Source organism: Micromonospora mirobrigensis, from assembly GCF_900091555.1.
Classification (GTDB): domain Bacteria; phylum Actinomycetota; class Actinomycetes; order Mycobacteriales; family Micromonosporaceae; genus Micromonospora; species Micromonospora mirobrigensis.
On record NZ_FMCX01000001.1, the window covers coordinates 1515145 to 1540741 of the forward strand.

Below are 25597 nucleotides of genomic sequence, written 5' to 3' on the forward strand. Positions count from 1 at the left end.
CCGCAGCCCGCGTCAGTCGACCGGCCAGGTGTGCACCGGCTCGTTGGTGCGCTGGAGGTCGGCGTACCGCTGGACCATGTGGTGCAGGGCGGCGTCCCGGTCCATGCCCCGGTGCCGCTCGGCGGCCCAGACCGTCTCGGTCTGCCAGACGGCGCCGTTGCGGCCGGTACGGCAGCGCTGCTCGATGATGCCGAGCAGCCGGTCCCGTTCGGCCGGGGCGACCCCGAACCGGTCGAGGCCGATCGCCGCCTTGGGCAGCAGGACGTCGAGGACCAGCTTGCTCACCGGCACGTCGCCGAGCTTGGGCCAGTGCAGGACGGCGTCCATGCCCCGGCGGGCGGCGGCGTGGAAGTTCTCCTCGGCCGCGCTGAAGGTCAGCTGACTCCAGATCGGACGGTCCGACTCGGCGAGGCCCCGGGCCAGCCCGAAGTAGAAGGCGGCGTTGGCCAGCATGTCCACCACGGTCGGGCCGGCGGGCAGCACCCGGTTCTCGACCCGCAGGTGCGGGCGGCCGTTCATGATGTCGTAGACCGGGCGGTTCCAGCGGTAGACGGTGCCGTTGTGCAGTCGCAGCTCCGCCAGTTCGGGCACCCCGCCGGCGTGCAGCACCTCGACCGGGTCCTCCTCCTCGCAGATCGGCAGCAGCGGCGGGAAGTAGCGGACGTTCTCCTCGAAGAGGTCGAAGATCGAGGTGATCCAGCGTTCACCGAACCAGACCCGCGGGCGTACCCCCTGGGCTTTCAGCTCGTCCGGGCGGGTGTCGGTGGCCTGCTGGAACAGGGCGACCCGGGTCTCCGCCCAGAGCTGCCGGCCGTAGAGGAACGGGGAGTTCGCGCCGACCGCGACCTGGACCCCGGCGATGGCCTGGGAGGCGTTCCAGTAGTCGGCGAAGCTGTCCGGTGACACCTGGAGGTGGAACTGGAGGCTGGTGCAGGCGGCCTCGGGGGCGATCGAGTCGGTGTGTGTCTGGAGTCGTTCGACGCCACGGATGTCCAGCTCGATGTCCTCGCCGCGGGCGCCGACGATCTGGTCGTTGAGCACCCGGTAGCGCTCGTCGGTGGAGAGGTTGTCGGCGACCAGGTGCCGCTCGGTGAGGGTGGGCAGGATACCGACCATCACGATCTTGGCGTCGGATCCGGCGGCCCGCTCCTCGGCCCGGGTGAGGCTGGCGCGCAGGTCCTGTTCGTAGTCGGCGAAGCCGGCGCCCTCGATGAGCCGGGGCAGGGCGTTCAGTTCGAGGTTGAACTGGCCCAGTTCGCTCTGGAAGAGCGGGTCGTCGATGTCGGCCAGGATCTCGTCGTTGCGCATCGCCGGCTCGGCCTGCCGGTCGATCAGGTTGAGTTCGATCTCCAGGCCGGTCATCGGCCGGTCGGCGTCGAACCCGAAGTCGTCGAGCATCAGCGCGAAGACGTCCAGGCAGCGCCGTACCTTCTGCCGGTAACGGACCCGGTCCTCCCGGGAGAAGGCGCCCTGCGAGACGTCCCTGCCCATGTGTCCTCCCGGCGCCCGGCGGCGCGGGACGTGCGGTCCCACGGCGCATTGTGAACCATCAACTTATAGAGCGCGGATCCGGCCGGGGCCAGCGGCCGGGACGGTGGCTTCACCGGCCCGGACGGCCCGGACGGCGATCGTCCACGCTCCCTGGCCCGGCTCTGTACCCAGCCGGACCGGTCGGCACCGCCCGCCGGCTGCGAACAGGAGGTGACGATTCGCACGGGCCCGGCAGACGACGGCGGGCCCGCGCCGCTGGTCGCGGCGCGGGCCCGAAGGTCCGGGGTACGGGTGGCTCAGCCCTGGCGGACGGCCTCTCCCTCGATCTCGATCTTGATCTTCTTGCCGACCAGCACGCCGCCGGTCTCCAGGGCGACGTTCCAGGTCAGGCCGAAGTCCTCGCGGTCGATCTCGGTGGTCGCGGTGAAGCCGAAGACGTCGGTGCCGAAGGGGGTACGACCCACGCCCTCGAACTCGACCTCCAGGTCGACCGGGCGGGTGACGCCCTTGACGGTGAGCTCACCGGTGAGCACGAACTCGTTGCCGTCGCGGGACTTCACGCCGGTGCTGCGGTACTCCAGGGTGGGGAACTGCTCGACGTCGAGGAACTCGGGGCTGCGCAGGTGCCCGTCGCGGTCGGCCTGCTTGGTGTCGATGCTGGCGGCCTGGATGGTCGCGGTCACCGAGGACTGGAGCGGGTCCTCCGCGATGGTGATGGTGGCGGTGGCGTCGGCGAACTCGCCGCGCACCTTGCTGACCATCATGTGCCGGGCGACGAAGCCGACCCGCTTGTGCGCCGCGTCCAGCAGGTACGTGCCGGCCGCCGGGATGGTCAGGCCGTCCCACTCACGGGTGACCGATCCGGTGTTGGTGGTCATGCTGCTCTCCTCCGAGGAGTTTGTTTATCAACCCAACGACTGACTGAGCAACTATAGGCACAACAACATTCCCCGTGTCAAGGACTGCTAGGATGGCGGCGTGGACCCGAACGTGTTCGACGACCCCCGGATCACCGCCGTCGGCCTGCTCGTCGAGGCGCACGCCGGGCTGTCGGCCCGGTTCGCCGCCCAGTTCGAGGAGCACGGCCTCTCGTCGGTCGAGTTCGAGGTGCTGACCCGCCTCGCCCGCTCCCCGGGCAACCAGCTGCGGATGACCGACCTCGCCGCCCAGACCTCGCTGTCCACCAGCGGGGTGACCCGGGTGGTGGACCGGATGGAACGCGACGGGCTGCTGCGCCGCCGCGCCTGCCCGTCGGACCGGCGCAGCTCGTACGCGGTGGTCACCCGCTCGGGCCTGGACCGGCTCGACACCGTGCTGCCGGGCCACCTGCGGATCATCGAGCAGTGGTTCACCGGTCAGCTCGACCCGACCGCCCTGACGGCCCTGCTCGACGGGCTGCGTCAGCTCCGGGACGCGGTGCACCCGGGAGCCACGGCCGGCAGCACCGACCCCGCCCCGACCGTCGACGAGGCCACCGGACCGCACTGCTGACCCTGCCCGGCGCCGGGAGGCGCCACCGGCAGAAAGACCGGCAGAACTTCGCCCGGCCGAGGGCGCAACCGGGACAGACCGGGCGATCAGTCGCGTCGATCACGGCTAGGGTTCTGCCCAGCGGGGGCGCACCGGGGGGTGCAGGCGCGAGCGACGAGCGAGGGGTAAAACCAGGGGGCTTCTTCGCTCGCGCCACCCCCGGCCCCTTCAGTGGGGCCCGCCCCCGCCCTTCCCGCGCCGGGCGACCCGCCCACCGCTCGGGCCGGCCCGTCCACGCAGCCCCGCCAGCAACTCCTCCTCGATCGGCAGCAGGCTGATCCCACCCTCCCGGCACACCCGGTCCAGCCGGTCCAGCACGACCGGGTCCCCGGTGCTCGCCGCCAGCCCGACCAACGCCTCCACCGACCCCCGCCGGTTCTGCCGGGCGGTCCCCGGCTCCGCCGCCGCGGCGAACCACTCCGCCGCCAACTCCCGGTGCCCCCGGTGCAGGGCAAGGTGACCCTCGATGAGCGCGCAGACCCCGTCCTCGGGGCCGGACCCCGGCCACCCGACGACGGGCAACGACTCCCGCAGCTCGGCCACCACGTCCTGCGCCTCCGCGTGCCGTCCACCGCGAGCCAGCGCCAGTCCGACGGTCCCGAGCACCCGTCGCCGGTGACCCGGGTCCCCCAGCTCCGCCAGCGCGGCGGCAACCTGCCAGCCCACCTCGACCGCGTCGGCGTACCGGCCCTCGAGGCGGGTCACCTCGGCCAGGCCGGCCCGGGCCAGCACCCGCAGCCGGCGCTCCGCCAACTGCGCGGCGAGCCGGTCCACCACGGCCAGCCGACGCCGCGCCCGGGCCAGGTCGCCCCGCCGGATGTCGTGCCAGCTGAGCTGCCGCTGCGCCATCGCCACGTCCCGGGTACGCCCGTGCCGGGCGGCCAACGCGAGCGCCACCCCGCCCTGCTCCCGCGCCTCGTCGTGCTCGCCGGTCGCCGGCAGCAGCGCGCAGAGGGCGGTCCGCGCCGCCAACTCCCCGGGGACGTCCCCGGCGGCCTGGAACACCGCCAGGGCGGTACGCGCCGCCGGCACCTCCTGCGCCGCCGCGCCGTGCTCCGCCGCCAGCCGGGCCACCCCGAGCAGCGCCCACGCCCGCAGGGTGGGGTCGGCGTCGGCGGTACGCGGATCGGCCAGCAGCCGGCGCAGCCACTGCCGGCCGGAGACGTCCCGCCCGCGCAACCGCCACCACGGGGAGAGGCCGACGGCCAGCCGCAGCGCGGTGACCGGCTCGTCGACGGCGGCGTGGGCCAGGGCGGGGCCGAGGTCCCCGGTCACCTCGTCCAACCGGTGCACCGCCTCGGCCAGCGCCGGGCCGGCCAGCTCGGGCGCGGTCCGCACCACCAGTCCGGTCAACACCTCCGCGTGCCGGCGTCGGATGGTCGTCGACTCGCCCGCACCGGCCGCCTGCTCGGCCGCGAAGTCGCGGACCGCGTCCAGCAGCCGGAACCGGAACGGCCCGGTGCCCCGCACGCTGAGCAGGCCCAGTTCCAGCAGTCGGTCCAGCAGCGGTACGGCGTCGCGGTGTCCGCCCGCCCGGCCGGCGTCGAGCAGTTCCTCCGCCAGCTCCACCGACCAGCGGTTCCAGAACGCGGAGAGCCGGCGCAGCGCCCACCGTTCGTCGGCGTCCAGCAGCCGGTAGCTGACGGCCACCGCCTCCCGCAGGGTCACCGTGCCGGCGGCCCGGGCCGGTTCCGCCCCGCCCGGGTCCACCGCCTCCCAACCGGAGCCGACGGGGGTGCCACCCGGCGCGGCCAGGTCAAGCACCCGGTCGCCGTACCGGTCGAGCAGTTCGGTGAGGTCGAGCACCCGCCCCCGCGCGGCCATCAGCTCGATCGCCAGCGGCAGGCCACCCAGGCGGCGGACCAGGGCGGCGAGGGCCGGCAGCTCGGCGGGGGCCGGTGGCTCCCGGCGGACCTGGGCGAGCCGGGTGGTGAACAGCGCGACCGCCGGGTAGCGGTCCAGCTCGGCCGCGCCGGCGCCGTCGACGTCGGCCGGCGGCACGTCCAGCGGGGTGACCGGCCAGACCCGTTCGCCGGGCAGGCCGAGCGGATGCCGGCCGGTGACCAGCACCCGCAGCGTGGGGGCGGCGACGGCGAGACCGCGCACCGCCTCGGCCACCGCCTCCGGCGCCCGCTCGATGGCGTCCAGGAGCAGCAGGGCGGGCCGGCCGGCGAGCCGCGCGCCCAGCTCACAGACCCGGGCCGCGTCGAAGACCGCCGCGCAGACGCAGAGCACGTCGGTGGTGTCCGAACCCTCGCTGACCAGCACCCCGGCCACCCCACCGGAGTGGTGCCCGGCGACCCGGTGCGCCACCGCCAGGGCCAGCGCCGTCTTGCCCACCCCGGCCAGCCCGGCCAGGCTCACCACCGGTGGGGGGTACCCGTCGGTCAGCACCGCGGCCAGCTCGGCGACGTCCCGCTCCCGACCGGTCAGCTCGACGGGCGGGGGGAGGGCGACGGACGTACCCGATGCGGTGGGCGCCGCGGCCGGCGCCGGCGCGGGTTCCGCGCCGGCCGGTCGGCGGGCTGCGTCCAGGAAGTCGGTGCGGTCGGCGCCGGCCAAGCCGAGCGCCCCGGCGAGCAGCTCGACGGTGGTCCGCTGCGGGCGCGCCGAGCGGCCCCGTTCGAGATCACGGACGGTCCGGACGCCCACCCCGGCGCGCGCGGCCAGCTCGGCCTGGGTGAGACCGACGGCACGGCGGTGGCCGCGCAGCAGGTCGGGCAGGCGAACGTGGCCGGCCCGGCTCCACAAAGGATCACGATCCGGGGTCATGGGCACGAAGAGTACGGATGGGATACGACCGTCGGCAGTGGAGCGTCGCGCAGCCGACGGTCGGCTGCGGATATCCGACAGCAGGTCGACCGGAACGGGTGTTAACAAGGGGCCCCTGCTATGCATCAGGCGTTAAGAAGGGGCCCCTCCTTGCACTCACATGCCGAGGTCGCGGGCGATGATCATGCGCTGCACCTCGCTGGTGCCCTCGCCGATCTCCAGGATCTTGGAGTCCCGCCAGAACCGGGCCACCGGGTACTCGTTCATGAAGCCGTAGCCGCCGTGGATCTGGGTCGCCTCACGGGCGTTGTCCACCGCGACCGTACTGGCGTGCAGTTTGGCGATGGCGGCCTGCCGCTTGAACGGCTCACCGGCGAGCATCCGGGCGGCCGCGTCGTAGTACGCCAGCCGGGCGGTGTGCGCCTTCATCTCCATGTCGGCGATCTTGAACTGGATCGCCTGGTAGTTGCCGATCGGCTGGCCGAACGCCTGGCGCTCCCCGGCGTACTTGATCGACTCGTCGACGCAGCCCTGGGCGAGGCCCACGGAGAGCGCGGCGATGGCGATCCGCCCCTCGTCGAGGATGCGCAGGAACTGGGCGAAGCCCCGGCCGCGCTCGCCGAGCAGGTTCGCCGCCGGCACCCGGCAGTCGTCGAAGGTCAGCTCGTGGGTGTCCGAGGCGTTCCAGCCGACCTTGGAGTAGCCCGGCGCGACGGTGAAGCCCGGGGTGCCCGACGGCACGATGATGGTGGAGAGCTCCTTGGAACCGTCCGGCCTGGTCCCGGTGACCGCGGTGACGGTGACCAGCGAGGTAATGTCGGTGCCCGAGTTGGTGATGAACGCCTTCGAGCCGTTGATCACCCACTCGTTCGTCGTCTCGTCCAGGACGGCCCGGGTCTGGGTGCCGCCGGCGTCCGAGCCGGTACCCGGCTCGGTCAGCCCGAAGCCGGCCAGCGCCTCGCCGCTGACCAGCTTCGGCAGCCACTGCGCCTTCTGCTCGTCCGTACCGAAGCGGTAGATCGGCATGGCGCCGAGCGAGACCGCCGCCTCCAGGGTGATCGCCACGCTGGAGTCGACCCGGGCCAGTTCCTCCAGGACCAGGCAGAGTGCGAAGTAGTCGCCGCCCATGCCGCCGTGCTCCTCCGGGAAGGGGAGCCCGAACAGGCCCATCTTGCCCATCTGGCGGATGATCTCGTACGGGAAGGTGTGCTGCTCGTAGTGCTCGGCGATGACCGGGGCGATCACCTCGCGGGCGAACTCCCGGACGCTTTCCCGCAGCGCCTCTTGTTCCTCGGTGAGCCGGAAGTCCATCCGTTCCTCCTGTGTCGACGGGCCGCCGGTCGCTCGTGACGCCGGGTCGGCGGGGTGCTGCGGGTTGGCTCAGACCGGGGTGACGCCGTGCCGGCGCCTGGCGAAGTGCCGCTCCTTGCCGCGGGCGGCGGCGAACCGGCGGACCAGCTCGGCACGGAGCTCGTGCGGCTCGACGATCGCGTCGACCACCAGCTCGCTGGCGAGCCGGACGATGTCGATGTCCCGCTCGTACTCCTCGCGCTTGGCAGCCACGAACGCGGCCCGCTCGCCGGCGTCGGCGATCGCGGCGATCTTGTTGGCGTAGACGGCGTTGACCGCGGCCTCCGCACCCATCACCGCGATCTTCGCGGTGGGCAGCGCGATCGTGGCGTCCGGCTCGAAACCGGGGCCGGCCATCGCGTAGAGGCCGGCGCCGTACGCCTTACGGACCACCACACAGATCTTGGGTACGGTCGCCTCGGAGATCGCAGTGATCATTTTCGCACCGTGCCTGATGATCCCCTGCTTCTCCACCGCGCTGCCGACCATGAACCCGGGCACGTCGCTGAGGAACAGCAGCGGCACGTTGAACGCGTCGCAGAGCTGCACGAAGCGGCTCGCCTTGTCGGCCGAGTCGACGAAGAGCACACCGCCCTTGAACATCGAGTTGTTGCCGACCACGCCGACGACCTCGCCGTTCAGCCGGCCGAAGCCGATGGTCAGCTCCTTGGCCCAGAGCGCCTGGATCTCGAAGAAACTGCCGTCGTCGAGCAGGCCCTTGACGTACCGGCGCATGTCGAACGCCTGCCGCTCACTGGCCGGCACCAGCGCGGCCAGGTCGACCTTCTCGCTGGCCGCCACCGGCTCGGTGGCCGGCGGCTGCTGCTGCCAGTTCGACGGCAGGTACGACAGGTAGGTCTTCACCACGTCCAGCGCGTCGGCCTCGGTCTTGCAGAGGAAGTGCCCGACGCCGGACTCGGCGCAGTGCACCTTGGCCCCGCCCATCGCCTCCAGCGTGGTCTTCTCGCCGGTGACCATCTCGACCATCCGGTCGGAGCCGAGGTACATGCTCGCGTTGCCGTCCACCATGGCCACCACGTCACAGAACGCGGGGATGTACGCCCCACCCGCGGCGCTCGGCCCGAACAGCGCGCAGACCTGCGGGATCGAGCCGGAGGCGCGGACCTGGTTCCAGAAGATCTTGCCGGCGCCGCGCCGACCGGGGAAGAGGTCGACCTGGTCGGTGATCCGGGCCCCGGCCGAGTCGACCAGGTAGACCATCGGCACGCCGGTCGCGTACGCCCGTTCGATGATCCGGATGATCTTCTCGACGGTACGCGCGCCCCAGCTGCCGGCCTTGACCGTGGAGTCGTTCGCCATCAGGCAGACCTGGCGGCCGTCGATGGTGGCGGTGCCGGTGACCACGCCGTCGGCCGGTAGACCCTCGGCCATCGCGTTGGCGTAGAGACCGTCCTCGACGAAGGAGCCCTCGTCGACCAGGAGCGCGACCCGCTCCCGCGCGAAGAGCTTGCCCTTGGCGGCGTTCGCCGCGTGGTACTTGTCCGCACCGCCGGCCCGGGCGCGCTTGCGCAACTGCTCCAGAGCCTCACCGTCGAGCGTCACGCCGACTCCCTCGCCAGGCGCGCCTCGTGGGCACGCCGACCGACCTGAACGATCGTTAGGCTAGCGCATCGGGGTGGTCCCCGGCGACCCCGCCACCCCTCTCAGGTCCCCCGCCCGGCTGCCCGACCGGGGCCGAATGCCGGCGGGGTCCGGGTGCTCCGGCTGTCCGGGCGGCCCGCGCGGCACCGCGGGAACAACACGTCGGCCGGCACCCCGGAGGGCGCCGGCCGACGGCATGTCCGGGGTCAGCCGGGGAGCGGGGTGAGGCGGGTGCGGGGACCGGCCCGCAGGACACCGCTGGGGAGCTTCTTGCCGACGAACTCCTCGGCCAGTTCGGCGGCCCCGATCAGGGCGTCCAGGTCGATGCCGGTGTCGATGCCCATGTCGTGCAGCATGTGCACCGCCTCCTCGGTGGCCAGGTTGCCGCTGGCGCCCGGGGCGTACGGGCAGCCGCCGAGGCCACCGACGCTGGCGTCGAACTCGGTGACGCCCAACTCCATCGCGGTGAGCATGTTCGCCAGGGCGGTGCCCCGGGTGTTGTGGAAGTGCAGCAGCACCGGCACCTGGGCGTTCCGGTCGCGTACGGCGGTGACCAGCTCGCGGACCCGTCGGGGCGTACCCATGCCGGTGGTGTCGCCGAACGCGACCCGGTCGGCGCCGTCGCGGACCACGCGGTCGACGATGCCGGCGACCCGCTTCGGGTCGACGTCGCCCTCGTAGGGGCAGCCGAAGCTGGTCGCCACGATCACCTCGGCCCGGGCGCCGGCGCCGTGCAGCAGGTCGATCAGCTCGGCGATGTCGTCCAGCGACTCGTCGGTCGACCGGTTGACGTTGCGCCGGTTGTGGGTGTCGCTGGCCGAGACCACCACCTCGATCTCGGTGAAACCGGCCGCCAGCGCCCGCTGCGCCCCCCGGGTGTTCGGCACCAGCGCCGAGTAGCGCACCCCGTCGACCTTCGCGGCGCGCCGCCACACCTCGTCGGCGTCGGCCATCTGCGGGATCGCCCGAGGGTGCACGAACGACACCGCCTCGATCCGTCCGACGCCGGTACGCGACAACGCGTCGAGCAGCCGCACCTTCGCGTCGGTGGGGATGGGCTCCTCGTTCTGGAGCCCATCCCGCGGCCCGACCTCCCGGATGGACACGTTGTCCGGCAGTTCCGCCATAAGGGGTCACCTCGCTGTGACGGTGGTACGTGATGGGTACCCCCAGCATGCACCGCCAGCGCGCCGTCAGCGCATGCGGGAGACGATGCCCGTGTCGTAGTCGCCGGAGAGGAACTCGTCGTTCTCCAGCAGCTCGGCGAAGAACGGCAGGTTGTTCTTCGGGCCGGCGATCTCGAAGGCGGCCACCGCGGCGCGGGCCCGCTCGATCGCCTCGGCGCGGGTCGCGCCGGTGAGGATCAGCTTCGCCATCAGGCTGTCGTAGAACGGGGTGACGGTGTTGCCGGCGACGTAGCCGGAGTCCACCCGGACGCCCTCACCGGTCGGCTCCACCCAGGTCTTCACCACGCCGGGACCGGGCAGGAACCGCTTCGGGTCCTCGGCGTTGATCCGCAGCTCGATGGCGTGCCCGCGGGGCGCCAGCGTGTCCGGGTCGAAGGTCGGGGCCAGCCCGGCCGCCACCCGCAGCTGCTCCTCGACCAGGTCGACGCCGTAGACGTACTCGGTGACCGGGTGCTCCACCTGGAGCCGGGTGTTCATCTCCAGGAAGAAAAATTCTTCGGAGCCGGGGCCATCACCCTCGAAGTCCCGCTCACGCGGGACCAGCAGGCACTCCACGGTGCCCGCGTTGCGGTAGTTCACCGCCTCGCCGGCCCGCACGGCCGCCGCCAGGAACCGCTCGCGCAGCTCCGCGGAGACCGCCGGGGAGGGGGACTCCTCGACCAACTTCTGGTTGCGTCGCTGCACCGAGCACTCCCGCTCGCCGAGCGCCACCACCCGGCCGTCGGCCAGGCCGAGGATCTGCACCTCGACGTGGCGTACCCGGGGGAAGTACCGCTCGATCAGCACCGAGCCGTCGCCGAACATCCGCTCGGCGAACGCGCCGACCTTCTCGTACTGGGTACGCAGCTCGGCCTCGTCCTCCGCCACGCCCATGCCCATGCCGCCGCCACCGGCCGCGGCCTTGACCATCACCGGGTAGCCGATCTCGGTGGCGGCGGCGACCGCCGCGTCCACGCTGGCCGCCGGGTCGGTGGTGCCGGGCGCGACCGGCACGCCGGCCGCCGCCATCAGGTTCCGGGCGTTGATCTTGTCGCCCATCGCGGTGATCGCGTCGGCGCGGGGACCGACCCAGATCAGGCCGGCCTCCTCGACGGTACGGGCGAAGTCCGCGTTCTCCGACAGGAAGCCGTAGCCGGGGTGGATCGCCTGCGCGCCGGTCTCCTTGGCGGCGGCGAGGATCGCCTCGACGTTGCGGTAGCTCTGCGCCGGATTGGCCGGCCCGACGCAGACCGCCTGGTCGGCCTCGGTCACGAACGGCAGGTCCGCGTCGGCCTCCGAGTGCACCGCGATCGCGCGGATCCCGAGCCGCTTGGCGGTCCGGATGATGCGGCGGGCGATCTCGCCCCGGTTGGCGACCAGCAGCGACTCGATCATGTTTCCTCCCGGCGTCCAGGGGTGGGGACGGGTGCCAGGTAATCACGAGCGGGTGGTTACTCACGAGTCGCCCCGGCACCCGGGCGGGACCGGCCCCAGCTCAGCGGCCCGTCGAGCCCGGTCCACCGTCAGCCGGCGGTCAGCGGCCGGTCAGTCCCGGCCGGCGGCCGGGATCGGTCGTCAGGCCGTCTCGGCCAGCAGGGCGGCCAGCGTCGCGGACCGCAGCAGCGTGGCCCGGCGGCGCCGCTCCACCTCGCCGCCGAGGAACGGCGTGGAGTTCATCAGGCCGAAGGCGGCGTGCGCCAGCACCCGCGCCTCGCCGGCCGGCATCCCCGGGTGCAGGCCGGTCAGCACGGTCACCCACTCCTCGACGTACAGCCGCTGGAGCCGGCGGATCCGGCGGCGCGGCTCGTCCGGGAGCCGGTCCAGCTCGTGCAGGTGCAGGGCGATCACGGCGGGGTTGGCCAGCGCGAATTCGACGTGGAAGTCGATCAGCGACTCCAGCGCCGCGCGCGGGTCGTCGGGATGCCCGGCGGCCCGCTCCCGGCCACCGTCGAGCAGCCCCTCACTGACCGGGATCAGGGCGGCGACCAGCATCGCCTCCTTGCCGGCGAAGTGGTGGTAGAGCGCCGGGCCGGTGACCCCGGCGGCGGCGCCGATGTCGTCCATCGACACGCCGTGGTAGCCCCGGGCGGCGAAGAGGCCGACCGCGATCTCCAGGATCTCGTCCCGCCTGGAGCGGCGCCGACCCGCGCCCGCCGCGCCACCCGTCGTGCCCCGTGCCTGCTGACCCACCGTCACCCGGCAAGCGTAGACCTCGACCGGTACGCCGGGGAGGCTCGGTTACCGGTCGGTTCAGCCGATGGCGGCGCAACCGCCGAAGTTGACCCTCGACCGGGTCGAAGCGGCAGGTTCGCCACCATGACCGTCACCGCCCGCCCCGCCCGGCTCGGCCGCGACTACCGGCTGCTCTGGTCGGCCACCGTCGCCTCCCGCTTCGGCGACACCCTGCGTACGCCGGCGCTGGCCCTGCTGGCGGTGGCGCTGACCCGGGATCCCCGGACGGTGGCCCTGGTGACCGTGGCCGGCCAGCTCCCGCCGCTCCTGCTCGGCCTGCTCGGCGGCGTGTACGCGGACCGCTGGGAGCACCGCCGGACCATGGCGGTGGTGGGCGCCCTGCGGGCGGCGGTGGTGGCCGGGCTGGCGGTCGCGGTGGCCCTGGGCCGGGCCGGTCCGGCCCTGCTGGTGCTGGTCGCCGTGCTGCTGGCCACGCTCGGCGCGCTCTTCGACGCCGCCTCGTTCGCCCTGCTGCCGGCGCTGGTACCGACCGGCGCGCTGCCCACCGCCAACGGCCGCCTCCAGGCCGGCACGGCGGTGGCTGGCGGCTTCCTCGGCGCACCGCTGGCCGGGGTGCTCTTCGCCGCCTCGGCGGCCCTGCCGTTCACCGTCGACGCGGTCACCTTCGCGGTCGCCGCCCTGCTCGTCCTGGCCCTCCGCCCGCCAGTTGATCGGTCGGCCCCGCCGAGCACCCGGACCCCGGCCGGCCCCGGCACACCGACCGACCCGTCAGCACCGGCAGGCGGCGCCCGGCGGCGCGGTGCACTCTGGCGGGAGGCCGGCGAGGGGCTGCGCTGGCTGCGCGGGGAGCCGGTGCTGTGGCGGGTGACCCTGCTGAGCGCGGGCAGCAACCTGGCGATCAGCGCCCTGATGGCGGTGCTGGTGCTCTACGCGTTGGACCTGCTGCGGGTGCCGCCGGGCGGGTACGGGCTGCTGGCCGCCGGCACGATCCTCGGTGGTCTCGCCGGGGCGCTGGGGGCGGGCCGGCTGGCCGCCCGGCTCGGCCCGGTGACCGCGCTGCGGTGGGTGCTGCTCGGCCAGGCGGTGGCGCTGACCGGGCTGGCGCTGGCCCGCTCCCCGCTGCCGGGCGGGCTGGCGCTGGCCGTCTTCGCCGCCGGCACGACGGTGTGGAACAGCCTCTTCGCCGCGTACGGGCAGGCCCGGGTGCCGGCCGGCCTGCTCGGCCGGGTCGGCGCGGCGCAGCGGATGGTCGGCCTGGTCAGCGCGCCGGTGGGGGCGGCGGCGGCCGGCCTGGCCGGGGCGGCGTACGGGGTGGCGTCGGTGATCGCGGCGACCGCGGTGGTGACCGGGCTGGTCAGCGTGGTGGCGTGGCGGGTGCTGCGACCGGCGCGACCCTCCGATGGGCCCACCACGGCCGGGACAGCAGCCCGGCCAGGGCCGCCCCGGTCGCGTTGAGCAGCACGTCGTCGACGGTGCTGAACCGGCCGAGGCGCAGCGCGTACTGCAACGTCTCGACCGTCGCCGAGGCGGCGGCGCCGAGCAGGAAGAGCCGGCCGACGCCGGCCAGGGCGGGCCAGCGTACCGGGGCGAAGCAGCCCAGCGCGGCGAAGACCAGCAGGTTGCCGACCACCTGGACGGCCACCTCGCCGGCCGACGAGCCGTCGGGCAGGTGGGCAAGGTCGTGCAGGGGCACGAGGTCGACCCGGCGGGGCGCATCGAGCGGGGTGAGGATCATCCACGTCCAGGGGACGGTCCCGGCGACCATGGCGACCTCGGCGAGGCTGCGCCGCCACGCCTGGGCCGGGGTCGGCGCGTCCCGGCGGAAGCGGGCCAGCAGCACGGTGACCAGCACCGCGAACGGCACCGCGGCGGCGGTGGCGGCCAGCACCGCGCCCCAGCTCCGCCAGACCTGATCCACCGGCGCAGCCTAGCGGGGTGGGACCGCCGGGTGGGGGGACCGAGCGGTGCCGGGCCGCGCCGGGCGGTGGGTGAGGCCGGAGAGCCGCATCGCCACCCGACGCCGGGCCGGTGGGACGGCCGAGACCGCGCCGAGCAGCACGTTCCGTAGCGGCCGGGCCACCGGCGGCAGGGTGGCGAGCCGGGTCAGCCGGTCGGCGAAGCCGGCGACCTCCCCGGCGAGCGGGCGGCGGGTGGTGGAGTAGTCGTCGAGCAGCGTCTCCGGGGCGCCGGCCAGCACGTCGGCGAGGGTCTCGCCGAGGGCCACGGCGTCGCAGATGCCGAGGTTCATGCCCTGCCCACCGGCCGGGCTGTGCACGTGGGCGGCGTCCCCGGCGAGCAGCACCGGCCCCCGGCGGTAGGTCTCCGCGACCCGGTGGTGGATCCGGAATCGGGAACTCCAGAGCAGCTCGGTGATCCGGTCCGGCCGGCGGGCCGGGCCGCGCTCGTCGAGCAGCGCCTGGAGCAGGCCGGCCTCCGGGTCGCGGGGCGCGTCGGCGACCGTGGCGACCAGCCGGACGACGCCGCCGGGCAGCGGTGCCCACACCATCGGCCCCTGGCGGGCGAGGAAGAGGGAGACCTCGTCGCGGGGCAGCGTGCTCTCCACCGAGACGTCGGCGAGGAGAAAGGACTCGCCCGGGTCGGTGGGACCGCCGAAGCCGATCCCGGCCAGCTCGCGTACCCGGCTGTGCATGCCGTCGGCGCCGACCACCCGGCGCGCCCGGACGGTTCCGCCGCCCGCGAAGGTCGCCACCGCGCCGGCCGCGTCGAGGTCCAGCCCGGTCAGCTCGTACGCCCGGAGCACCCGTCCGCCGAGGTCGGTGAGGCGGTCGGCGAGCACCGCCTCGGTCTGCGCCTGGGACACCATCAGCGCGTACGGGTGCGCCGACGGCAGGTCACCGAAGGTGATGGTGGCGAGCACCCGGTCCCGGTCGCGAACCCGGAACCGGGGCGAGCGCAGCCCGCGGGCGACCAGCGGCGCGGCCACCCCGATCCGCTCCAGCACCTCCAGCGTGTACGCGTGCACGACGGCGGCCCGGGAGGTGACCGGCGGGCGCTCCAGCCGGTCGACCACGGTCACCTCGACTCCCTGCCGGGCGAGGGTCACGGCGGTCGCCAGGCCGGTCGGCCCGGCCCCCACCACCAGGACGTCGGTGCGCTCGGGGAGCATGCCCCACCTCCGGTTGCCAACGTATGTTTGCCAACGGCTGTTGACATCGACGCTAGGCGGGCTCCGACCGCGTTGTCAACGCTTGTTGGCCTACAGTCGTGGGCATGACCGACACGGCACCCACCGTCCGCCGCTCGGACGCCACCCGGGCCGCCATCCTCCGGGCCGCCCGGGAACGGTTCGCCGCCGACGGCTACGACCGGGCCACCATCCGGGCCATCGCCGCCGACGCGCGGATCGACCCGTCCATGGTGATGCGCTACTACGGCAGCAAGGAGGGGCTCTTCGCCGCGGCGGCCGAGTTCGACCTGCGCCTGCCCGACCTCGCCGCGGTGCCCGTCGAGCGGGTCGGCGAGACGCTGGTCCGGCACTTCCTGGACCGCTGGGAGGGCGACGAGCGGATGGCGGCGCTGCTCCGCACGGCCACCACCAATCCCAGCGCCGCCGACCGGATGCGGTCGATCTTCGCCGACCAGCTCGCCGCGACCGTGGCCGACGTGGTCCCGGACCGCGCCGAGGCGCCCTGGCGGGCCGGGCTGGTCGCCGGCCAGATGCTCGGGCTCGCCCTGACCCGGTACGTGCTGCGACTGGCCCCGGTCGTCGAGATCGAGCCGGCGGAGCTGGTCGGCTGGCTCGCGCCGACCATCCAGCGTTACCTGCGGGGCACCGGGCCGGGCTGACCGCCCAACCATTTCCGCCCCGCCGAGCGTCCAGAGGGCGACGGCAGCGCCACGGTCACCGGAGGGAGGCGGGAATGGGACCTCGGACGGTCGACGACGACTACGTCAGCTTCGTCGAGAGCCACCAGCATCGGCTCCTCCGGGCCGCGTACCTGATCTGCGGCAACCGGCACCAGGCCGAGGACCTGCTCCAGGACGCCCTGCTCAAGCTGGCGCTGCGCTGGCCCGCCGTACGCCAGGGCGACCCCGCCGCGTACGTGCGGGCCATCCTCTACCGGGACGCGGTCTCCTGGTGGCGGCGACGACGGCGGGAGTGGCTGAGCGCGTACCCGCCGGAGCGGGAGGCCGGCGACGGGGACGGCGCGCTGAGGATCAGCGTGCGGGCCGCGCTCGGCCAGTTGCCGCCCCGGCAGCGCGCGGTGGTGGTGCTGCGCTACTTCGAGGACCTGACCGAGGCGGCCACCGCCGACGCGCTCGGCGTCACCGTCGGCACCGTCAAGAGCCAGTGCCACGACGCGCTGCGCCGGCTCCGTGCGGTCGCCCCGCAGCTGGGCCGCGACGACGACCGCTCCACCGGGTTGGAGGTGAACCCGTGAACGAAGAAGACCTGCGCCGGTTGCTGACCGTCGCGGCCGAGGACGTCCGACCGACCCGACCCGCGATCTTCGGCTGGGACCGGGCCCGGCGGGTCCGCCGCGCCCGCTGGGCCGCCGGTGCCACCGCCCTGGCGGTCGCCCTGATCGGCGGCGGCACGACCGCGCTCCTGCACCGCGCCGGACCGCCCCCGGCCACCCCGGCGCATCCCACGGTGAGCCCGGCCACCAACGGGCCACCGGTGCAGCGGCCCCCGGCCACGCTCGACCGGACCGACGACCCGCTCGGCCGGCTCGGCAACCGGGTGGGCGCGCCGCTCTCCGCCCGGCCGGTCGACCGGGCGCTGGCGCTGCTCCAGCCGATCAACCCGGAGACCGGCGAGGCCGGCGTGATCCGGATCCTCGGCGACGACGGCATGGTTAGGAAACTCGACGTGGTCACGCTCGCGCCGACCCGGGACGCCAGTGGCAACGAGGCGGTTCCACTCAAGCCGGGCAGCCTGTCCCCGGACGGCCGGACCGCCGCGTTCGCGCAGACCGGAGAGGTGGTCGTGGTCGACCTGACCGACGCCGCCGTCCGCCGCTACCCGCTCGCCGGCTACCTGGAACACGTCGTCTGGGCCGGTGACCGGCTGCTCGTCGGTGACAACGACACCACGTACGAGCTGGACCGGCGCACCGGGACGGCCCGGAAGCTGCCGGTCGACCCGTGGGGACTCGTCGTGCCGGAGCCGGCCCGCCCCGGTGACCTGCTCAGCCTCGGCAGTGCCGAGGACCTGCTGGCGGTACGCCGCTTCCCCGCCACCGGCGGCACGCCGGAGCGGCGACCGGTGACCAGCGGCGAACTGCCCCCCGGCTACCGGCTGAACGACGTCTACGGGCGGGGCTGGCAGCGCGGCAACTTGATCGCCCAGGCGGGTTGGACCACCACCGGCAGCATGAACGGGGCCGAGGGGTTGGCGCTGCTGGACGCCCGCACCGGCGCGGTGACCCGCCTGCTCGACCTGGGCCGGGAAGACCGCGCGAAGGCCTGCTGCGAGGTGCTCGGCTGGTCGGCCGACGGCGCGGTGCTGTTCCGCTACGACCTCGGCGGGCTGGCCCGCTGGCAGCCGGAGACCGGCGAGGTCGCCTGGGTGGCCCGCGACGTCGGCGGCCTGGTGGCGCTCCCCGCCGGCTGACCGCCGGGGACGCACCCGGAGAACCCGGTCCCCGCGCGGACGCGAGCGGCGCGCGGAGACCGGGCGGTCGCTCAGTCGGCCAGGCCGCCGGGCTGGTCGCCCTTCACCACGGGCACCCGGACCAGGTTGCCCCACTCGGTCCACGAGCCGTCGTAGTTGCGCACCTGCGGATAACCCAGCAGGTGGTGCAGCACGAACCAGGTGTGGCTGGACCGCTCACCGATCCGGCAGTACGCCACCACGTCGTCCGACGGGCTCAGCCCGAGCTGGTCGGCGTAGATCGAGCGCAGCTCGTCGGCGGACCGGAACGTGCCGTCGTCGTTCGCGGCCGACTTCCACGGCTTGTTCACCGCGCCCGGGATGTGCCCGCCGCGCAGCGCCCCCTCCTGCGGGTAGTCCGGCATGTGCAGCATCTCGCCGGTGTACTCACCCGGGGAACGGACGTCGACCAGCGGCCGGCCCGCCGCCACGTGCGCCATCACCTGCTCCCGGTACGCCCGGATCGGCGCGTCGTTGCGCTCCGGCACCGGATAGTCGGCGCGCGGGCGGCTGACCTTCTCCCGGGTCAGCTCGCGCCCCTCGGCGGCCCACTTCTGCCGGCCGCCGTCGAGCAGCCGCACGTCGGCGTGGCCGAAGAGCTCGAACACCCAGAGGGCGTACGCCGCCCACCAGTTGAAGTTGTCGCCGTAGAAGACCACCGTGTCGCCCCGGCCGATACCCTTCCCGGCGCACAGCTCGGCGAAGCTGGCCGCGTCGAGGTAGTCCCGGGTGACCTGGTCGTTGAGCTCGGTGTGCCAGTCCACCTTCACCGCGCCCGGGATGTGACCGGACTCGTAGAGCAGCACGTCCTCGTCGGACTCGACCACCACGAGCCCCTCGTCACCCAGGTGCTCGGCCAGCCACTCGGTGGTGACCAGGCGCTGCGGGTCGGCGTACGACTGGAGTCGGGGGTTCGGATCGCTCGGCACAGGCATGAGCCCCAACCTACGCCCGATAATCGCCCGGCGGCCGGTCATCACGGATCGGGTGCAGCGGATGTGGCGGGACGCACGTGACAGTCACGAGCCCCGCCGACCACAGAGGAACGAGATGACCGTACGGCAGCAGACCGGGCCGCCCCGGGCGGTCAGGACACCGGTGGACTTCACCGACTTCTACCAGGCGCACTTCCATCGGCTGGCGGTGCAGCTCTACGCGTACCTGGGGGACCACGCCGAGGCGCAGGACCTCACCCAGGAGGCGTTCTGCCGACTGCTGGAACGCTGGGACCAGGTCGGCGGGTACGACGACCCGGTCGCCTGGGTCCGCCGGGTCGCCTGGAACCTGGCCACCAGCCGGCTGCGCCGGGTCCGCACCGCCGTACGTCATCTGGCCCGGCAGCGGGAGGAGCACACCCCCGGTCCCGGCCCGGACCGGGTGGCGTTGACCCGGGCCCTGGCCACGCTCCCCGCCAACCAGCGGCGGGCGCTGGTGCTGCACCACCTGGGCCAGCTGAGCACCCGGGAGATCGCCGAGCAGGCCGGGGTGGCGGAGGGCACCGTCCGCTCCTGGCTGTCCCGGGGTCGCACCGCACTGGCCGCGTACTTCACCGAGCGGGAGGCCCCCGATGCGTGAGACCACCGTCGTCGAGCGGGTGTTCGCCGAGTTCGAGGCCGACGCCCTGCCCACCTTCCGCCCGCCGGGGGTGGCCGACGCGCAACGGCGGGTCCGGGAGCGCCGACGGCGCCGCCGGAGCGTGCTGGCCGGCCTGACGGCCCTGCTGGTGGGCGGACCGGCGGGCGCGTTCGCGCTGGCCGGTGGGGCGACCGACCCGCAGCCCGCGCCGACCCCCACGCCGGTGGTCCCCTCACCGCCGGCGGGGAAACTGACCGAACGCCGGATCGCCCTGAACGGCGTCCCGGGCCGGTTGACCGACATCCGGTTCGTCGACGCCCGGGCCGGCTGGGCGCTGTTCGACACCTGCGGCCCGGAGGGTGACCCGGCCGGCCGCGACTGTGTGCGCACCGTCGCCCGGACCACCGACACCGGTCGGACCTGGCGCTACTCCAGCTGGACCGAGGCGGCCGGTCCGGTCCAGCTCCTCCCGCTGGACCCGGACACGGCCACCGTGACGTCGGTCCGTGGTCACCGGGTGACCCGGGACGGCGCCGCCACCTTCACCACCCATCCGCTCGACGATCCGCCGGCGGTCGTCAGTCGGGCGATGGCGACGCCCAGCGGGCTTTACGTCGGTTGCCCCGGGGCGGAGGGACCGGGCCGGTTCCCGGTCACCTGCGATCGGAGCCAGGTCCGCCGCATCGGTGGTGGCGCTCTGCCCCGCCAACCCGCACTGACGATCAAGCCAGACAACGTCGGCCTCTTCGAGGGCCGTGACGGGCGGGTGTGGGTCACGGTCTCCCGGACGGGCGGCACCGCCGTGGCGACCAGCGACGACCGGGGTGCCACCTGGCGCACGCTCCCGACGGTTCCCGGTGCGGCAGCCCTCGCCCTCTCCCCGGACGGTCGGGAGGTCTGGCTGCTGGGCCTGGAGCGGCCGGACGACGTGTGGCGGCTGGCGGGCGACCGCTGGAGACACTCGGGCGGCCTCCCGGACGACACCTTGCAGGCCGCCGCCGTGGGTGCCGGCGTCCTGGTGGTCACCAGCGCGTACGGCGGGCTCGGGTTCTGGGCCGGCGGCCGGTACACCGACGTGCCGGAGCTGACCCGGACGTTGCGCCGCACCCAGGACGATCGGTCGGCCGGGGTATCGGTGCTGCCGGACGGGACGATCGAGGTCCGGCAGGGGCAGACCCTGATCCTGGGCTCGGGTCGCAGCACCGACCGGACCTGGGTCCGGCTCTCTTGACGAGGTCGGCGGGGTCCGGCGGGCACTCCTGCCGGGCCCGTCAGAGGGCCGGCCCGGTCCGGCCCGGTCAGGCCCGCCGGTGCACCAGCCGGCCGGCGACGACGGTGGCCAGGCAGCCGCCGTCGTCGCCGAAGACGGCCAGATCCGCCCGCCCGCCGACCACCAGCGCCGGCGGGCGGGCGGCGTCGGCCACCGCGACGCCGTTGCGGGCGGCGGCCGCTCGCAGGCCGGGGTCGGTCAGCCGACCGGCGGGCACCGCGGCGGCGCCGAGCCGGAACAGCGCGTGCACCCGCTCGCGCGGCGTCGGCGCAGGCGGCAGCGGTCCGTCGTGCACCAGCGCCGGCCCGAGGGTGCCGGCCCACCGCCGCACCCGCACTCCCGGGTACGCGGACAGCAGCTCGTCGGTCGGCCCGACCGCCACGATCCGCGCCCCCTCCACCAGCACCGCCCCGTCGAGCACGGCTTCGGCGTCCGGGCCGGTACGCAGCAGTGCGGCGGCGTGCAGGGTCCGCACGGTCAGTCGGCCAGCGGGCCGAGCAGCGGACGCTTGGCGGTGACGGTGTCGCCGGACGAGCGACCGGTCAGCCGGCGCTTCACCCAGGGCGCCAGGTGCCGGCCGGCCCACCGCAAATCGGCGGCGCGGGCGGCCAGCCACGGCGACGGCTCGGGGTGCGGCGGCACCAGCAGCCACTCCTCGTCGCAGCCCACCCCCAGGGCGGACAGAACCTGACCGGCGACCCGCCGGTGCCCGGCCGCGGAGAGGTGCAGCCGGTCGTGGCTCCACAGCGCCGGGTTGAGGAACGTGTCGTCGGAGAAGAGGTCGACCAGGATCGCGCCGTGCCGCTCGGCGGTCTCGCCGACCGCCCGGTTGAGCCGGGCGATCCGGGGCGCCACCAGGCGCTGGCCGGGCAGCCGGGCCATCACGTCGGCGAACCGGAACACCAGCACGTCGGCGCCACCGGAACGCAGCCGGCCGATCACCTCGTCGAAGCGGGCGACCATCGCCTCCGGGTCGAACGAGGGCCGCAGCACGTCGTTGCCCCCGGCCGCGAAGCTGATCAGGTCGGGCTTCATGGCCAGCGCGGCGGGCACCTGCTCGGCCACCACGCCCGGGAAGAGCCGGCCCCGGATGGCCAGGTTGGCGTACCGGAAGTCCGGGCCGGCCTCGGCGGCCAGCCGGGTCGCCACCAGGTCCGCCCAGCCCCGGTAGGTGCCGTCCGGATAAGCGTCGTCCATGCCCTCGGTGAAGCTGTCCCCCACCGCGACGAAACTGCGCCAGCGCACGCCTGTCCTCCGTTACCCCCGGGTCACATCCGCGTCGATCGTTGAGAGTCTTCCACCGGCCGCCCCGTCCCGGCGCCCGGCCACCGCCTCCGTGTGGCGACGCCCACGCCGGGATACGCCGGTACGGGCGCCACGGGGCAGAAACCGGCGGGCGGGACCGAAATAATGGCGCGCATCCGATCGGCGGCGCACCCGCTCCCGCCCCGGACACGAGCGAGGATCCGACATGACCGAGGGACACCCCTCCGTTCCTTCTCCGCGGGCCGGCGGCCCCGGCCAGCCCGTGCCCACCCCGGTCGGGCCGCCGGCCACCAGCGGGACGGCGTCGCCGGGGCTGCCGCCGGCCCCCGTCGTGCCGCTGCCCGGCCAGTACGCCCCGCCCGGGCAGTACCCACCGCCGCCACCCGGCCCGCAGGTCGGCCCGTACCCGCCGCAGGGCGGCCCGTACGGCCCGCCGGCCCACGGTCCGGCCTACGGCCCGCCCGGACAGCCCGGCGGTCCGGCACCCTTCGGCCCGTACGGGGCGTATCCGCCGCCGGTCGTCCCGCCCCCGGCGAAGCGGTCCAGGCGGTGGTTGTGGATCAGCCTGGGCGCGGTGGCGCTGGTCCTGGCCCTCTGCGCCGGCACGCTGGTGGTGGTGAAGTCGACCCTCGACGCCAGCAATGCCGCGTCGGCGGCGGAACTGGACGAGAAGTACAACCCGATCAAGCTGGAGGAGGTCGAAGCTCTCCTCGACGCGCACGGGCAGGCGTTGCGCAAGGCGGATCTGAAGGCGTTCCTGGCTCCGTTCGATCCGGCGAACAAGGCACTGGTCGCCCAGCAGACCCGGCTCTTCCGCAACCTGGTGAAGGTGCCGTTCGCCGAGGAGCGGTTCGAGCGGGTCCACCAGACCGACTTCAAGCGGGCGGGCGAACGGGTCGCCTTCGACGTCACGATCTCGTTCGTGCACCGGTTCGAGACATTCGACCGGGCGGCGGTGGAGGAGCTGTACCGGTGGACGGTGGTCCGACCGGCCAAGGGCGCCCCACTGGTCGTGACCAGGACGGGCGGGTTACCGGTGGACCGCAACCGGGACCGGTTCACCTACTACCCGGCGCCCTGGGACAAGTGGCCGACGCTGCACGTCGAGCGCACCCCGCACACGATCATCCTGGTCGACTCCTCGCTGGCGGCGCTGGCGAAGCGGTACGCGCCGGACGCCGAGCGGGCCGCCGTGGCGGACCTGACCACCTGGCGGTCCGGCGGGGTACCCGGGGAGATCCCGCAGGGCTTCGTCCTCTCGCTGGTGAAGGGCAAGAAGGAGCTGGGGTCGCTCTACCGGTACACGAAGAAGCTCCCGGACGAGGCCGGGGTGTCGATTCCGGTCCCGCCCGCCGGCCGGATCGACACCGGCGGAGAGGGCGCCGGGCCGGACACCGGCGGCAGCCGCGTGGTGATCGACGTGGCCGAGCGGTACTTCTTCGACAACGGCCCCGACCTGCGTGGCACGATCTTCCGGCACGAGTTCGCCCACTCCCTGGTCTTCAACCTGTACGAGCACGACCCGAAGAAGTACTTCGCCGAGGACGAGCTGGCGAACTGGGTCGTCGAGGGCTTCGCCGAGTGGATGGGCCACCAGCGCAAGCCCTGGACGGCCAGCGACCGGGCCGCCGAGGGCCGCCGGATGCTCCGCTCCCTCGACTACGACCTGCCGATGCCGGAGAACTACAGCTGGAACATGGCGGGTCGGGTCTCCTACCACTACTGGCTGGGCAACTCTGCGATCGGCTACATCGCCGAGAAGTACGGCCAGTCGAAGGTCTTCGAGCTGGTGGCCACCCACTACCGGGGGAAGGACATCCGGGTCGCGACGCAGCAGGTGCTCGAGGTGCCGTACCAGACGTTCTGCGACCAGTGGGCGGCGTACGTGAAGGGCCGGGTGCGCTGAGCACGACGGCGCGGGAGCGACCACCCCCCGTGCGGTGGCCGCTCCCTCGGGTCCCCTGCCGGGCGGATCAGCCCAGCAGGCTGCTGGTCCAGGTGTCGCCCGCTGGCACCGACCGGCTGGCCAGCACCCGGCCGTTCGCCGCGTACCGCACGAGCCGGTGGTGCGGGGTGTCGCCGAAGGTCCCGGCGTCGATCTGGGCGACCAGACCACGGCCGGCGGGCAGGAAGATCACCTTGACGGCCTCGCCGTGCCCGGTGGGCTTGCGCCACGCCGGGTCGAGCGGGGTCAGCTCGACGGCGGCGCCGCTGGCCATGTCCACCCGGTAGTTGCGGAACCGCCAGCCGCAGCCGCAGTCACCCGAGCTCGGCACGTGCGTGCCGATCACGAGACTGCGGCCGTCGGCGGAGATCCCCGGCACGCCGTGGATCCTCAGGTTCACCGGGATGCGCGGCCGGACCGTGCGCTGGTGGCCGCGCTCGTCGCGCAGGGTCACCGTACGGTTGTCGTACCGGCTGATCCGGCCGGCCGCCGCCTGGGGGCAGCTGCGCTGGTGGGTGGCGACGACCCGACGGCCGGTGCCGTCGGCGTTGACGGCGACGAACGTCCAGTCGCCGTCGCGGCCCTGCCCGAAGACCACCCGGTGGTTGTCGAGCCAGCTCGGGTCGCAGGTCGACGTGGCCTTGATCGGAACGGTGTGCTTCGCGCCGCCGGAGAAACGGTCGATCACCAGGCGCTTCGGGTTGTCCGCCGTCCAGGCGGCCAGGCGGCCGTCCGGGGAGGGGAAGGGCCTGGTCAGGCTGCGGGGCTCACCCGGATTCCCCTGCCGGACCAGCTTCCACGTGCCGGCGGGCGTCTGCCGCCAGATCCGCGCGGGGCGGGTGCCGTCCTTCGGGTTGTACCAGGTCAGCTGCGGCCAGTGGACCTTGCCGGTGGCGGACGTGCGAACCGTCGTACCAGTGGACGCCGCGACGGCCGGCGCGGCGGCGCCCCCGCCGGACCCGACGGCCACGGCGGCGGCCGGGTTGGCGACGACGGCCGCCGGGGCGGCGGTCGGGGACTCCGCGGCCGGGGCGGCGCAGCCGGCGGCGGCGAGCGCCAGCAGCGCCAGCGCGGCGCCGGCCAGCGCGGCCGGGCGCAGGGCCCGCCGGCCGACGGAGCGGACGGTGCGCGGGGTGGAGGCGAGGTTCATGACGTCACTCCTTGCAGGTGGGGGTCGATCTGACACCACCCAAGACGAGCGCCCGGCGCCCCGGAGTTGCCGTCGTTTCCTGCCACCATCCGACACCGTCATTCCATCGTGGACGGCAACTTTTTCGTCCGCGCCGACATCAGGGGCGGCCCGTCGAATGGCGGAAACGCCGAAGGGGCGGCTCCGATGTGTGGTCGGTGCCGCCCCTTCGGGTCTCGGGTGGTCTGCCCGGCCTACTCGTAGCAGTCCTGCTTGGCATCCTGGAGGGCGATGGAGGTCACCTTCTGGTTCGCCATCTCGATCCGGAACCGCGCGTCCGGGTTGCCCGGCACCGCAACGTTCAGCCGCCCGTTGTCGTCCCCACTGACCGCCCACTCGGGGTAGACCCTCACCACGTCATCCCGAGACGAACCCACGTGCAACCCCTGCACCGTCTCGACCCCCGACGCCGGCGAGATCACCACCACGCCGAGCTTGGTCGACCACCACACCGAACCCCCGGTGCCCTTCAACTCCGCGATCGAAGGACAACTCGAACCAGCCGGCTTCTCCTGGAAACTCTTGATCATCCCCGTGGCCAGGGCCTGCTTCTTCGTCATGCCCAGTTTCAACTCACCCAGCCCATCCGGGTCGAACACCAGCCGGGAACCAACGGACGGGCGGGCGCTCG

23 protein-coding genes are annotated in these 25597 nt (G+C 74.0%); 8 read left to right on the forward strand and 15 right to left on the reverse strand.

All coding sequences use genetic code 11. The features are described 5' to 3' along the window. Window positions 1–12: 12 nt before the first annotated feature. Both GA0070564_RS07230 and GA0070564_RS07235 read right to left on the reverse strand, forming a co-directional pair. Complete coding sequence (locus GA0070564_RS07230; RefSeq protein WP_091604184.1) at window positions 13–1491, reverse strand: glutamate-cysteine ligase family protein; 1479 nt, start codon at window positions 1489–1491, stop codon at window positions 13–15. 296 nt (window positions 1492–1787) lie between these two features. Then, entirely contained in the window at window positions 1788–2369 is a 582-nt protein-coding gene (locus GA0070564_RS07235) for a YceI family protein (RefSeq protein WP_091604187.1), read from the reverse strand. A 100-nt stretch (window positions 2370–2469) separates the two neighbouring features. On the opposite strand from GA0070564_RS07235, the gene GA0070564_RS07240 reads away from it, so the two are divergent. Next, a complete protein-coding gene (locus GA0070564_RS07240; RefSeq protein WP_091604190.1) occupies window positions 2470–2982 on the forward strand; it encodes a MarR family winged helix-turn-helix transcriptional regulator in 513 nt (170 codons plus the stop codon). A 207-nt stretch (window positions 2983–3189) separates the two neighbouring features. On the opposite strand, the gene GA0070564_RS07245 is transcribed toward GA0070564_RS07240, so the two are convergent. The 6 genes from GA0070564_RS07245 to GA0070564_RS07270 all read right to left on the reverse strand — a co-directional run bounded on the left by GA0070564_RS07245 (window position 3190) and on the right by GA0070564_RS07270 (window position 12107). Next, the gene (locus GA0070564_RS07245) at window positions 3190–5793 is read right to left on the reverse strand and encodes an ATP-binding protein (protein WP_091604193.1); all 2604 of its coding nucleotides are present in this window, start codon (window positions 5791–5793) and stop codon (window positions 3190–3192) included. A 156-nt stretch (window positions 5794–5949) separates the two neighbouring features. Beyond that, window positions 5950–7104: an acyl-CoA dehydrogenase family protein gene (locus GA0070564_RS07250; RefSeq protein WP_091604196.1), complete on the reverse strand. Its 1155-nt coding sequence runs from the start codon at window positions 7102–7104 to the stop codon at window positions 5950–5952. Window positions 7105–7173: 69 nt separating this feature from the next. Further along, window positions 7174–8706 (reverse strand): acyl-CoA carboxylase subunit beta, encoded by a 1533-nt coding sequence (locus GA0070564_RS07255; RefSeq protein ID WP_091604199.1) that lies wholly within the window; start codon window positions 8704–8706, stop codon window positions 7174–7176. Window positions 8707–8951: 245 nt separating this feature from the next. Continuing rightward, complete coding sequence (locus GA0070564_RS07260; RefSeq protein WP_091604203.1) at window positions 8952–9872, reverse strand: hydroxymethylglutaryl-CoA lyase; 921 nt, start codon at window positions 9870–9872, stop codon at window positions 8952–8954. Window positions 9873–9938: 66 nt separating this feature from the next. Beyond that, on the reverse strand, window positions 9939–11306 hold the full coding sequence (locus GA0070564_RS07265) for an acetyl-CoA carboxylase biotin carboxylase subunit (RefSeq protein ID WP_091604206.1): 1368 nt from the start codon (window positions 11304–11306) through the stop codon (window positions 9939–9941). Between the two features lie 180 nt (window positions 11307–11486). After that, on the reverse strand, window positions 11487–12107 hold the full coding sequence (locus GA0070564_RS07270) for a TetR/AcrR family transcriptional regulator (protein WP_091604209.1): 621 nt from the start codon (window positions 12105–12107) through the stop codon (window positions 11487–11489). Between the two features lie 120 nt (window positions 12108–12227). On the opposite strand from GA0070564_RS07270, the gene GA0070564_RS07275 reads away from it, so the two are divergent. After that, on the forward strand, window positions 12228–13559 hold the full coding sequence (locus GA0070564_RS07275; RefSeq protein WP_091604212.1) for an MFS transporter: 1332 nt from the start codon (window positions 12228–12230) through the stop codon (window positions 13557–13559). Here GA0070564_RS07275 and GA0070564_RS07280 read toward each other — a convergent pair. Both GA0070564_RS07280 and GA0070564_RS07285 read right to left on the reverse strand, forming a co-directional pair. Next, a complete protein-coding gene (locus GA0070564_RS07280; RefSeq protein ID WP_091604215.1) occupies window positions 13459–14022 on the reverse strand; it encodes a VanZ family protein in 564 nt (187 codons plus the stop codon). The two genes, GA0070564_RS07275 and GA0070564_RS07280, sit on opposite strands and share 101 nt — an antisense overlap. Window positions 14023–14031: 9 nt before the next feature. Beyond that, on the reverse strand, window positions 14032–15231 hold the full coding sequence (locus GA0070564_RS07285) for an FAD-dependent oxidoreductase (protein WP_091604218.1): 1200 nt from the start codon (window positions 15229–15231) through the stop codon (window positions 14032–14034). A 104-nt stretch (window positions 15232–15335) separates the two neighbouring features. Between GA0070564_RS07285 and GA0070564_RS07290 the strand changes: the two genes are divergently transcribed. From GA0070564_RS07290 to GA0070564_RS07300, 3 genes are all read left to right on the forward strand, one after another. Continuing rightward, entirely contained in the window at window positions 15336–15911 is a 576-nt protein-coding gene (locus tag GA0070564_RS07290) for a TetR/AcrR family transcriptional regulator (RefSeq protein WP_176730565.1), read from the forward strand. Between the two features lie 74 nt (window positions 15912–15985). After that, window positions 15986–16507 (forward strand): SigE family RNA polymerase sigma factor, encoded by a 522-nt coding sequence (locus GA0070564_RS07295; RefSeq protein ID WP_091604223.1) that lies wholly within the window; start codon window positions 15986–15988, stop codon window positions 16505–16507. Then, complete coding sequence (locus tag GA0070564_RS07300; protein WP_091604226.1) at window positions 16504–17682, forward strand: hypothetical protein; 1179 nt, start codon at window positions 16504–16506, stop codon at window positions 17680–17682. The genes GA0070564_RS07295 and GA0070564_RS07300 overlap by 4 nt, the downstream gene beginning before the upstream one ends. Before the next feature lie 71 nt (window positions 17683–17753). Here GA0070564_RS07300 and GA0070564_RS07305 read toward each other — a convergent pair whose 3' ends face one another. Further along, window positions 17754–18656: a sulfurtransferase gene (locus tag GA0070564_RS07305; RefSeq protein WP_091604228.1), complete on the reverse strand. Its 903-nt coding sequence runs from the start codon at window positions 18654–18656 to the stop codon at window positions 17754–17756. A 115-nt stretch (window positions 18657–18771) separates the two neighbouring features. Here GA0070564_RS07305 and GA0070564_RS07310 point away from each other — a divergent pair, with 115 nt between their 5' ends. Continuing rightward, window positions 18772–19296, forward strand: a complete 525-nt coding sequence (locus GA0070564_RS07310; RefSeq protein WP_091604231.1) for an RNA polymerase sigma factor — start codon at window positions 18772–18774, stop codon at window positions 19294–19296. Next, on the forward strand, window positions 19289–20527 hold the full coding sequence (locus tag GA0070564_RS07315; RefSeq protein ID WP_091604234.1) for a beta propeller repeat protein: 1239 nt from the start codon (window positions 19289–19291) through the stop codon (window positions 20525–20527). Before GA0070564_RS07310 ends, GA0070564_RS07315 begins: the two co-directional genes overlap by 8 nt. Window positions 20528–20594: 67 nt before the next feature. Here GA0070564_RS07315 and GA0070564_RS07320 read toward each other — a convergent pair whose 3' ends face one another. Continuing rightward, window positions 20595–21041 carry an imidazolonepropionase-like domain-containing protein gene (locus GA0070564_RS07320; protein WP_091604236.1) on the reverse strand — a complete coding sequence of 149 codons (447 nt, stop codon included), beginning with the start codon at window positions 21039–21041 and terminating at the stop codon, window positions 20595–20597. Between the two features lie 2 nt (window positions 21042–21043). Further along, window positions 21044–21811: an SGNH/GDSL hydrolase family protein gene (locus GA0070564_RS07325; protein ID WP_091604239.1), complete on the reverse strand. Its 768-nt coding sequence runs from the start codon at window positions 21809–21811 to the stop codon at window positions 21044–21046. 226 nt (window positions 21812–22037) lie between these two features. Here GA0070564_RS07325 and GA0070564_RS07330 point away from each other — a divergent pair, with 226 nt between their 5' ends. Beyond that, window positions 22038–23738: a hypothetical protein gene (locus GA0070564_RS07330; protein ID WP_141714713.1), complete on the forward strand. Its 1701-nt coding sequence runs from the start codon at window positions 22038–22040 to the stop codon at window positions 23736–23738. Between the two features lie 67 nt (window positions 23739–23805). Here the strand turns inward: GA0070564_RS07330 and GA0070564_RS29215 are convergent, their stop codons facing one another. Both GA0070564_RS29215 and GA0070564_RS07345 read right to left on the reverse strand, forming a co-directional pair. Further along, complete coding sequence (locus GA0070564_RS29215) at window positions 23806–24927, reverse strand: TolB-like translocation protein (protein WP_176730566.1); 1122 nt, start codon at window positions 24925–24927, stop codon at window positions 23806–23808. A 233-nt stretch (window positions 24928–25160) separates the two neighbouring features. Beyond that, window positions 25161–25597, reverse strand: a 437-nt coding sequence (locus GA0070564_RS07345) for a hypothetical protein (protein WP_218104879.1), incomplete at its 5' end; no start/stop codon positions are given.

Coding starts and splice junctions, on each gene's coding strand:
- GA0070564_RS07230 (WP_091604184.1), bottom strand. CDS start 1,491: ATGGGCAGGGACGTCTCGCAGGGCGCCTTCTCCCGGGAGGACCGGGTC.
- GA0070564_RS07235 (WP_091604187.1), bottom strand. CDS start 2,369: ATGACCACCAACACCGGATCGGTCACCCGTGAGTGGGACGGCCTGACC.
- GA0070564_RS07245 (WP_091604193.1), bottom strand. CDS start 5,793: ATGACCCCGGATCGTGATCCTTTGTGGAGCCGGGCCGGCCACGTTCGC.
- GA0070564_RS07250 (WP_091604196.1), bottom strand. CDS start 7,104: ATGGACTTCCGGCTCACCGAGGAACAAGAGGCGCTGCGGGAAAGCGTC.
- GA0070564_RS07260 (WP_091604203.1), bottom strand. CDS start 9,872: ATGGCGGAACTGCCGGACAACGTGTCCATCCGGGAGGTCGGGCCGCGG.
- GA0070564_RS07265 (WP_091604206.1), bottom strand. CDS start 11,306: ATGATCGAGTCGCTGCTGGTCGCCAACCGGGGCGAGATCGCCCGCCGC.
- GA0070564_RS07275 (WP_091604212.1), top strand. CDS start 12,228: ATGACCGTCACCGCCCGCCCCGCCCGGCTCGGCCGCGACTACCGGCTG.
- GA0070564_RS07285 (WP_091604218.1), bottom strand. CDS start 15,231: ATGCTCCCCGAGCGCACCGACGTCCTGGTGGTGGGGGCCGGGCCGACC.
- GA0070564_RS07290 (WP_176730565.1), top strand. CDS start 15,336: ATGACCGACACGGCACCCACCGTCCGCCGCTCGGACGCCACCCGGGCC.
- GA0070564_RS07295 (WP_091604223.1), top strand. CDS start 15,986: ATGGGACCTCGGACGGTCGACGACGACTACGTCAGCTTCGTCGAGAGC.
- GA0070564_RS07305 (WP_091604228.1), bottom strand. CDS start 18,656: ATGCCTGTGCCGAGCGATCCGAACCCCCGACTCCAGTCGTACGCCGAC.
- GA0070564_RS07310 (WP_091604231.1), top strand. CDS start 18,772: ATGACCGTACGGCAGCAGACCGGGCCGCCCCGGGCGGTCAGGACACCG.
- GA0070564_RS07315 (WP_091604234.1), top strand. CDS start 19,289: ATGCGTGAGACCACCGTCGTCGAGCGGGTGTTCGCCGAGTTCGAGGCC.
- GA0070564_RS07330 (WP_141714713.1), top strand. CDS start 22,038: ATGACCGAGGGACACCCCTCCGTTCCTTCTCCGCGGGCCGGCGGCCCC.
- GA0070564_RS29215 (WP_176730566.1), bottom strand. CDS start 24,927: ATGAACCTCGCCTCCACCCCGCGCACCGTCCGCTCCGTCGGCCGGCGG.